Origin of the sequence: Paracoccus fontiphilus, from assembly GCF_017356265.1 — a bacterium.
GTDB classification, from domain to species: Bacteria; Pseudomonadota; Alphaproteobacteria; order Rhodobacterales; family Rhodobacteraceae; genus Paracoccus; species Paracoccus fontiphilus.
Window position 1 is genome coordinate 47,156 of record NZ_JAFNAW010000041.1, and the last position, 8,612, is coordinate 55,767.

General features: G+C 69.7%; 9 protein-coding genes. 7 read left to right on the plus strand and 2 right to left on the minus strand.

Translation table 11 applies throughout. The features are described from left to right. Positions 1–231: 231 nt before the first annotated feature. The 3 genes from J0F76_RS13815 (at position 232) to J0F76_RS13825 (ending at position 2,966) form a co-directional block, all read left to right on the plus strand. Positions 232–1,068, plus strand: a complete 837-nt coding sequence (locus J0F76_RS13815) for a L,D-transpeptidase family protein (RefSeq protein WP_207470288.1) — start codon at positions 232–234, stop codon at positions 1,066–1,068. A gap of 118 nt (positions 1,069–1,186) precedes the next feature. Further along, positions 1,187–1,999, plus strand: coding sequence for a hypothetical protein (locus J0F76_RS13820; RefSeq protein ID WP_207470290.1), 813 nt, complete (start codon positions 1,187–1,189; stop codon positions 1,997–1,999). A 13-nt stretch (positions 2,000–2,012) separates the two neighbouring features. Beyond that, positions 2,013–2,966, plus strand: coding sequence for a lytic transglycosylase domain-containing protein (locus J0F76_RS13825; RefSeq protein WP_242690214.1), 954 nt, complete (start codon positions 2,013–2,015; stop codon positions 2,964–2,966). Between the two features lie 4 nt (positions 2,967–2,970). Here J0F76_RS13825 and J0F76_RS13830 read toward each other — a convergent pair whose 3' ends face one another. Next, positions 2,971–3,714: an SDR family oxidoreductase gene (locus tag J0F76_RS13830; protein ID WP_207470292.1), complete on the minus strand. Its 744-nt coding sequence runs from the start codon at positions 3,712–3,714 to the stop codon at positions 2,971–2,973. Between the two features lie 103 nt (positions 3,715–3,817). On the opposite strand from J0F76_RS13830, the gene J0F76_RS13835 reads away from it, so the two are divergent. Then, positions 3,818–4,192 (plus strand): winged helix-turn-helix transcriptional regulator, encoded by a 375-nt coding sequence (locus J0F76_RS13835; protein ID WP_207470294.1) that lies wholly within the window; start codon positions 3,818–3,820, stop codon positions 4,190–4,192. Here the strand turns inward: J0F76_RS13835 and J0F76_RS13840 are convergent. Further along, the gene (locus J0F76_RS13840) at positions 4,189–6,390 is read right to left on the minus strand and encodes a primosomal protein N' (RefSeq protein WP_207470296.1); all 2,202 of its coding nucleotides are present in this window, start codon (positions 6,388–6,390) and stop codon (positions 4,189–4,191) included. The two genes, J0F76_RS13835 and J0F76_RS13840, sit on opposite strands and share 4 nt — an antisense overlap. Before the next feature lie 102 nt (positions 6,391–6,492). Between J0F76_RS13840 and fsa the strand changes: the two genes are divergently transcribed. The 3 genes from fsa to J0F76_RS13855 all read left to right on the plus strand — a co-directional run. Continuing rightward, positions 6,493–7,149 carry a fructose-6-phosphate aldolase gene (gene fsa, locus J0F76_RS13845; RefSeq protein WP_207470298.1) on the plus strand — a complete coding sequence of 219 codons (657 nt, stop codon included), beginning with the start codon at positions 6,493–6,495 and terminating at the stop codon, positions 7,147–7,149. 15 nt (positions 7,150–7,164) lie between these two features. Next, positions 7,165–7,860 carry a DUF484 family protein gene (locus tag J0F76_RS13850; protein ID WP_207470300.1) on the plus strand — a complete coding sequence of 232 codons (696 nt, stop codon included), beginning with the start codon at positions 7,165–7,167 and terminating at the stop codon, positions 7,858–7,860. Then, a partial coding sequence (locus J0F76_RS13855; RefSeq protein WP_207470303.1) for a site-specific integrase occupies positions 7,857–8,612 on the plus strand: 756 nt, incomplete at its 3' end. The genes J0F76_RS13850 and J0F76_RS13855, both read left to right, overlap by 4 nt.

Genomic DNA, 8,612 nt, shown 5'->3' on the forward strand with positions numbered 1-8,612 from the left:
TGTTCCACCGTCAGTCAATCTTGAACGGACTGCCGCCCTTTCGCCACAACATAAGGATTGCCGTCTGCCGGACAGGGCCGCAAGGCTTGACGCCCGGTGCATGTGACGGGCTGATGAAACTCTGCGCGAATCACTCGCCGGTTCTGCTGCCGGTCGTGATCTGGACGAAATATTACCCGCTGCTGGCGCCGGTCCTTGCCGTGACGCCGAAGGCCATGAAGGAAGATGATGATGCGTCTCGTTACCCTGTTCACGGCGGTTGCCCTGGGGCTTGCCGCATGTGGAAGCAGCCAGCCGATCACGCTGGCCAACCCCACGGTGCCCGAAGCCTACCAGGCCCGGACGGATACTGGCCCGAACGGAGAGCCGATCCAGATCCCCGCCGTCCGCGCCGCCTATCTGAACGAGCGCAACCAGCGCCAGCAGGTGCCCTACAACGGTCCCGAGGCCCCGGGCACGATCGTGGTCGATCCCTATGCCCGCGTTCTGTACCACGTCCAGCCGGGCGGCCAGGCGATGCGCTATGGCGTGGCCGTGGGCCGGGCGGGCACCGGCTATGCCGGGACCGCGACGATCGCGCGCAAGGCCACCTGGCCCAGCTGGCGCCCGACCGACAACATGATCCGCACCCAGCCGGACCTGTATGCGCAGTTCGCGGGCGGGCTTTCCGGCGGGATGCACAACCCGCTGGGGTCGCGGGCGCTGTATCTCTATGAAGGCGGGCGCGACACCTATTACCGCATCCACGGCACCATGGACCCGTCGTCCATCGGCAAGGCGACCTCGGCGGGCTGCATCCGGCTGTTCAACCAGGACATCATGGACCTGTTCGGCCAGGTCAGCACCGGAGCGACGGTCCATGTCCGCAGCGAGGCCGAGAGCGTCCGCCTGGAAGGCCCGATGACCGAGACGCCGGAAGGCTATGTCGTCCCGGCGGGCCAGCCGCAGACCGCGATGGCCGCCATGCCCTCGCAGCAGTTGACCGATCCTTATGCGGTCACGACGGTCTCGACCCCGGCCAGCGCGCCGGTCACGACGATCTCTCCGGTGGAAAGCGCCGTGCAATAGGCGGACGGCCTTGCGACAACCTTGGCCCCGGCTTGCGCCGGGGCCTTTCCAATTGCAAAACCGAAGAATCTTCTTCACCATCCGCCGCAAAATCAGGCCACGTGCCGAGGGAACAGCGATGCCCAACTATACCAAGCTGGAACAGGAACTGCTGACGGCCGAGCAGCGCGCCTTGACCGACATCAGCCGTGGCGCGGCCCTGGGAGGCCTGGACGACACCGCCTTGGCGACGCTGATCGCGGATCTGGAGAGCGCGGTCGCGAGCGCCGCCCCCGTGGGCGAGGACGGGCAGGTCTCGGCCAGGGAACTGCTGTCCGCCGCCCTGCGCCGCGCCAATGCCCAGCAGCGCAAGCGCAAGCAGGCGCCGCAGGCCGCTGCGGCAGATACAGCGCCCGCAAGGCCCGCCGCCGCGGCGAAAGCCGCGAAACGCGCCCCGGCATCGCCCGCGCGAAAGCCCGCGGGCCGCGAAAAGGCCGAGACCCGCAAGCCCGACCTGCGCACCGGCTTGCGCCGCGTGGCCAAGGCCGGGACCAAGTCCGCCGCGGCCAAGGCAACCCCCGCCAAGGCGGAAGCGAAGCTTGCCGCCGAACCGAAGCCCGCGGCAAAGGCCGCGCCGACGCCGAAGGCTGCCGCCAAGCCCAAGTCCGCGCCGAAGGCTGCGGCACCCGGACCCGTGGTTGCGGCGGCAGCTCCGTCCGCGTCTGCGCCGGTGGGGGCGGACGATGCCAAGGCCGCGCGCAAGGCGGAACGCAAGGCCGCCAAGCAGGCCGAAAAGGACGCCCGCAAGGTCGAAAGGAAGGCTACCAAGAAGGCCGAGAAAGCTGCCCGCAAGGACGCCGAGAAGGCCGCAAGGAAGGCCGAGCGCAAGGCCGGCAAGGCAGACAAGTCCGGCAAGAAGGCGGGCAAGGCCAAGTCGTCCGACGGCGCCTGACCCCCGGCCGGCGATGATGTTCCTGCCCCGATCCCCTTGCCGTGGCCTGGCCCGACTGGTCGGGCGAACGCTTGCCGTTCTTGCCCTCGCGGCGCCGCTCCATGCCTTTCCCGCCGTCGATGCCATCGAGGGCCGCCCGCCCGCCCGCCAGTCGGAACAGCTGCGCTGCACCGATGACGGGCGCGACTGCGTCCGGCTGGGCCATTACGCCGCCGATGTCTGCATGTTGATCGAGCGCAACGCCCTTCAGCGCGGGCTGGACCCGAACTTCCTTGCCCGCCTTCTGTGGAAGGAAAGCCGGTTCGAGCCGGGGGCGGTCAGCCCCGTGGGCGCCCTCGGCATCGCGCAGTTCATGCCCGGCACGGCCGAGCTTTACGACCTGCACGACCCCTTCAACCCCGCGCAAGCGATCCACAAGTCGGCCTGGTACCTGCGTCACCTGGCCGACACCTTCGGCAATATCGGGCTTGCGGCCGTCGCCTATAACGGCGGCGAGAACCGGGCCGCGCGCTTCATCAACCAGAACGGCGGCCTGCCCTACGAGACGCAGGACTATGTCGCCGCCATCACCGGCTTCGAGGCTCTGCGCTGGCGCGACAACCCGCCCCCGCCGGCCGAGCTGAAGCTGGCGCTGGACCCCGACATGGCGTTCCGCCCGGCCTGCGAAAAGCTGGCGGGCGACCGCAAGCTGCGCGAGTTCATGATCCAGCCCAAGGTCTTTCCCTGGGGCGTGATCGTGGCCAGCCATCCCAACCAGTCCGGCGCGATCCGCCAGGTCGCCAGCCTGAACCGCAGCCTGCGCCCCATCCTGGGCGACAAGCAGGTGGGCTATGTCCGCAAGCGCATCACGGGAATGCCGCGCGCGGTCTATACCGCCCAGGTCGGCTGGGACAGCAAGTCCGAGGCCAACCGCTTCTGCGCGCGCTTCCGGCAGTTGGGCGGGCGCTGCATCGTTCTGAGGAACTGACCCGTTACAGGCCGTTCAGCCGGGCGAAGGTCTGGTCATAGCGCCCTTCGGCCTCGGCCCTGGACAGGAAGTCCAGCCGCCTGACGCCGACCAGCGGCGGCGTCGGGTTCTGATCCAGAATCCCCATCGCCTCGTCGATGAAGTCATCCAGCGGCATGGCGGTCGGGTCGGTGGCGTGTCCCGGCATCAGGTCGGTCTGGACGGCGGGGGGCGCAAGCTCCAGCACCTCGATGGCCGTGTCGCGCAACTGGACGCGCAGCGACTGCGACCAGGAATGGATCGCGGCCTTTGTGGCGCAATAGGTCGGCGTCCGCGTCAGCGGCATGAAGGCCAGCCCCGACGATACCGTCATGATCGTCGCGCGCGGCTGTTCCAGCAGATGCGGCATCAGCGCCGCCGTCAGCCGGATCGGGCCCAGCAGGTTGGTGGCGATCGTCGCCTCGGCCGTGTCCAGGAAATCGCCCGTCACGTCCTCGGCCACCATGATGCCCGCGTTGTGGATCACGACGTTCAGGCCGGGATGGTCCGCCACCACCCGCGCCGCGAAGGCGCGGATCGCCCCGGCATCGGTGACGTCCAGCGCATGGTCGATCATGCCGGGATGATCCGCCGTGATCCGGTCCAGCAGCGCCGTTCGGCGCCCGGTGACGATGACGGTGTTGCCCGCCGCATGGAACCGCTGCGCCAGGGCAAGCCCGATGCCCGAGGTGCCGCCGGTCAGAAGGATGGTGTTTCCGCTGGTCTGCATGGGTCTTCCTTTCCCGTTTGCCTGTGGTCATATGGGGCAAATCGCTTTCTTCCGGGAAGAAGGCACTGGAAAGATTTATACTTACCGTTCGGAGAGTGCATCCATGTCCGCGCCGCTCTTGTCCGCCATCGACCCGCGCGTCACGCAACTGGTCAACGACCTGATCGGCCGCGTGGCCGACAAGTGGACCATGCTGATCCTGGAAGCCTTGACCGAGGGCGGCGAGATGCGCTTTTCCGCCATCGGCCGAGCGGTGCCAGGCATCAGCCAGAAGATGCTGACCCAGACCCTGCGGCAGATGGAGCGCGACGGGCTGCTGACCCGCACCGTCCATCCGGTCATCCCGCCGCGCGTGGACTATCGCCTGACCGACCTGGGCCTTGGCCTGGCCGAGGCATTCTGCGGCGTCTGGCAATGGGCCGAAGCGCATCTTGATCGGATCGAGGCCGCGCGGTCCGCGTTCGACGCACGATCCTAAAGGAAGCTTTGCGGATCGATGTCCACCGACAGCCGCAGGTTGCTCGGCGGCTTGTGCGGGGCCAGCCAGTCGGCGATGGCGGCCTGGATCGGCGCCTGCCGGGGCGCATGGATCAGCATCCGCACCCGGTGGCGGCCCCGGATGCGCGCGATGGGCGCGGGGGCCGGTCCCCAAAGCTGGGCGCCCGCCTCCACCAGCGGCGCGGCATGGGCGGCCAGGTGGCGGGCGAAGTCGGAAACGATGCCAAGATCGGGATGGGACAGGATGATCCCCGCCAGCCGTCCGAAGGGGGGCATTCCGGTGGCCTGGCGCGCGGCGGCCTCGGCGTTCCAGAAGGCCTCGTCCTCGCCCGACAGGATCGCGCGGATCACCGGATGGTTGGGCTGGTGGGTTTGCAGCATCGCCACCCCCGGCGCCGCGCCCCCTTGCCGCCCGGCCCGGCCCGCGACCTGCCGCATCAGTTGAAAGCTGCGCTCGGCCGCGCGCAGGTCGGCGCCCTGCAGGCCCAGGTCGGCGTCGATCACGCCCACCAGCGTCAGGCGCGGGAAATTGTGGCCCTTGGCGACGATCTGCGTGCCGATGATGATCTGCGTGTCGCCATTGGCGATTTCCGCAATCGTGTCCTTCAGCGCGCGGGCCGAATGGAACAGGTCCGACGACAGCACCGTGGCCTTGGCGTCGGGAAAACGCGCCGCGACCTCCTCGGCGATGCGTTCCACGCCGGGGCCGATGGGGGCCAGCTTGCCTTCCACCTTGCAGGACGGACAGGCCGTGGGAATGGGGCGCGTTTCGCCGCATTGGTGGCAGACCAGACGGTTCTGGAAGCGGTGCTCCACCATCCGCGCGTCGCATTGGTGGCAGCCGATCTGCTCGCCGCAGGCCCGGCACAGCATGACGGGCGCATAGCCGCGCCGGTTCAGGAACAGCAGCGACTGTTCCCCCTTGGCCAGCCGCGATTCGACCGAGGCCGCCAATGTGGGCGAGATCCAGCGGCCCCCCGGCATCTCCTCGGCCCGCAGGTCGATGGCGGCCATGTCGGGCAGTTCCGCCGTGCCATAGCGCGACCGCAGATCCAGGCGCCGGTACTTGCCGCTGGCCGCGTTCACCCAGCTTTCCACCGAGGGCGTGGCCGAGGCCAGCACCACCTGCGCCCCGTTGATGGAGGCGCGCAGCACCGCCATGTCGCGGGCGCTGTAATAGACCACGTCCTCCTGCTTGTAGCTGCTGTCGTGCTCCTCATCGACGACAATCAGGCCCAGGTCGCGGAAGGGCAGGAACAACGCCGACCGCGCGCCCACGACCAACCCCACCTCGCCGCGCCCGGCCATGTGCCACAGGCGGCGGCGTTCGCTGCGGGTGATGCCGCTGTGCCATTCGCCGGGACGCGCGCCAAAGCGGGCCTCGACCCGGTCCAGGAACTCGGCCGAGAGCGCGATTTCCGGCAGCAGGACCAGCGCCTGACGGCCCTTCGCCAAACATTCGGCGACGGCTTCCAGATACACCTCGGTCTTGCCCGACCCGGTGACGCCGCGCAGCAGGGTGGTGCCGTAGCCGCCGCCCCGGATCGCCTCGCGGAGCGCATCCGCCGCCGCCTGCTGCTGGGCGTCCAGCGGCTTGCCGGGACGCGAGGCATCGAGGCGCGGATAGGGCAGGTCGCGGGGGGCCTGAACCTCAGCCAGCGTGCCCGCCGCGACCAGGCCCTTGACCACCGCCGTGCCGACCCCCGCCAGTTGCGCCAGCTCGGACGCAGCAAAGCTGGCGCCGCCGTGGTCGGCCACCACCTGCATCACGCGTTCGCGCGCCTCGGTCATGCGCGTGGGCGGGGCGCCGCCCGGCACGATCACGCGGCGGGCGGCGGGGGGCTGGTCCAGGTCGGGCGCGCGCGTCGCCATGCGCAGCATCAGCGGCAGGGGCGTCAGGGTATAGTCGGCGGCCCGCGTCAGGAAATCGAGGAACCGCGCGTCGAAAGGTTCCGCATCCAGCACGCGCGCCACCGGGCGCAGCTTGGCCAGGTCGAAATCGCCCACCCCCTCGCCCCAGACCAGGCCCAGCACCCGGCGCGGTCCCAGCGGCACCAGCACCAGTTGCCCCTGGGCCACGCCGCCCTCGGGGGCCAGATAGTCCAGCACGCCCACCGGCTCGACCGTGAGGACCGCGATCCGGGCGCGCGGAGGGAAAAAGGCGGGAAGGGTTTTCATCGCCCTTGATAAAGCCCTGCGCCGCCCGCGTTGCAAGCCCGCCCTTCCGGCGGGCATGGTTTTGCGCTATCACGCGCACGAACCGATCAAGGAGCCGGGACCATGAAATTCTTTGTCGATACCGCCGATGTGGATGCCATCCGCGAGTTGAACGATCTGGGCATGGTCGATGGCGTGACCACCAACCCGTCGCTGATCCTGAAGGCCGGCCGCAACATCGAGGAAGTCACCCGCGAGATCTGCGAGATGGTCAGCGGCCCCGTCAGCGCCGAGGTCGTGGCCGACAAGGCCGAGGACATGATCCGCGAAGGCCGCCACCTGGCGCAGATCGCGCCCAACATCGCCATCAAGGTGCCGCTGACCTGGGACGGGCTGAAGGCCTGCCGGACCTTCGCCGACGAAGGCCACATGGTCAACGTGACGCTGTGCTTCACCGCCGCCCAGGCCATCCTGGCCGCCAAGGCGGGCGCCACCTTCATCAGCCCCTTCGTGGGCCGGCTGGACGACATCGGCCTGGACGGCGTGGACCTGATCGCCGACATCCGCGAGATCTACGACAACTATGGGTACGAGACCCAGATCCTCGCCGCCTCGATCCGCTCGGTGAACCACATCGTCGAGGTGGGCAAGATCGGCGCCGACGTGATCACCGCACCCCCTTCCGTGATCAAGTCGATGGCGAAACATGTCTTGACGGACAAGGGGCTTGAGCAGTTCACTGCCGACTGGGCAAAGACCGGTCAGAAGATCGGCGGGTAACGCGAAGGGGCAGGCATGACGGCGGAACAGCAGGCGGTTCTGGACGCGGAAACGCGCGACAAGCTTCTGGCCGATCCCGGCGTCATCCTGGCCGACCGCGACCTGATGCGCGCCCTTGTCGCGGCCCGCGAGGCCGAGGTGGGCGACAACGTCATCGACATCCGCGGCCGCGCGATGGAGGCGCTGGAAACGCGCCTCGACCGGCTGGAGTCCCAGCATGAAAGCGTGATCGCCGCCGCCTTCGACAACCAGTCGGGCACGGCGGTGATCCACCGCGCCGTGATCGGGCTGCTGGAAACGGCCGATCTGGCGGAACTGGTGGACAGCCTGCAATCCGACATCGCCCCCCTGCTGCGAATCGAGACGCTGCGGCTGGTCGTCGAACCCGACCCCGCCATCCCCGGCCTGCCCGAGGATGCGGTCGTTGTCCCCGAAGGCGCCATCGGCCGGATCGTCGCCGCCGGGCGGCGCACGCCGCGGGGCGACGACATCGTGCTGCGCCCGGCCTCGCCCATCACGCAGGTCATGCATGGCCGCGTCGTCGCGTCCGAGGCGCTGCTGCCCATCGACCTGGGCGCCCGGCGCCCGCGCGCCATGCTGCTGATGGGCAGCGCCGACAAGACCCGCTTCATGCCCGCCCATGGCACCGACCTGCTGCGCTTCTTCGCGCAGGTCTTCCGGCTGGTGCTGCTGTCCCGGCTGCGCCCATGACCGTGCCCGCGGCGCCCGAGCTGCTGGCCCTTGCCCCGGCCATGGCCGATGTCCTGGCCCGCTGGCTGGAGGTCGAGGCCGCGACCCGCGATCGGTCCCCCCACACCGTCACCGCCTATCGCGGCGACCTGCTGGCTTTCCTGGCCTTTTTGGGCGGTCACCACGGGCAGGCCGCGACGCCGAAATCGCTGGCCGAGCTGCGTCAGACCGACATGCGCGCCTTTGCCGCCGCCGAACGCGCGCGGGGCCTGGGCGCGCGGTCGCTGGCCCGGCGGCAATCGGCGGTGCGCAGCTTCCTGCGTTGGATGTCCGACCGCGAGGGCTATGACCTGTCCGCCGCCCTGTCCACGCGCAGTCCGAAATACATCCGGTCCCTGCCCCGCCCTCTGACCCCGGACCAGGCGCGGGACACGCTGGACATGGTGGCCCTGGGCCATGACACGCCCTGGGTGGCGGCGCGCGACGTGGCGGTGATGACGCTGCTCTGGGGGTCTGGCCTGCGCATTTCCGAAGCGCTGGGGCTGAACGGCGCCGACTGGCCGTTCCGCGACAGCCTGACCATCACCGGCAAGGGCGGGCGGCAGCGCCATGTTCCCGTCCTGCCCGTGGCCCGCGACGCCGTGGCCGAATACCTGCGCCAATGCCCTTGGCGGCTGGCCCCTGACGGGCCGCTGTTCCGGGGCGTGCGCGGCGGGCGGCTGTCGACCGGGTCCGTGGACGCGACGATGCGCGCCGCCCGCGCGGCGCTGGGC

Bases quoted from the DNA above. Each gene is read 5' to 3' on its own strand.
- J0F76_RS13815 (WP_207470288.1), top strand. From the start codon at position 232: ATGCGTCTCGTTACCCTGTTCACGGCGGTTGCCCTGGGGCTTGCCGCA.
- J0F76_RS13820 (WP_207470290.1), top strand. From the start codon at position 1,187: ATGCCCAACTATACCAAGCTGGAACAGGAACTGCTGACGGCCGAGCAG.
- J0F76_RS13825 (WP_242690214.1), top strand. From the start codon at position 2,013: ATGATGTTCCTGCCCCGATCCCCTTGCCGTGGCCTGGCCCGACTGGTC.
- J0F76_RS13830 (WP_207470292.1), bottom strand. From the start codon at position 3,714: ATGCAGACCAGCGGAAACACCATCCTTCTGACCGGCGGCACCTCGGGC.
- J0F76_RS13835 (WP_207470294.1), top strand. From the start codon at position 3,818: ATGTCCGCGCCGCTCTTGTCCGCCATCGACCCGCGCGTCACGCAACTG.
- J0F76_RS13840 (WP_207470296.1), bottom strand. From the start codon at position 6,390: ATGAAAACCCTTCCCGCCTTTTTCCCTCCGCGCGCCCGGATCGCGGTC.
- fsa (WP_207470298.1), top strand. From the start codon at position 6,493: ATGAAATTCTTTGTCGATACCGCCGATGTGGATGCCATCCGCGAGTTG.
- J0F76_RS13850 (WP_207470300.1), top strand. From the start codon at position 7,165: ATGACGGCGGAACAGCAGGCGGTTCTGGACGCGGAAACGCGCGACAAG.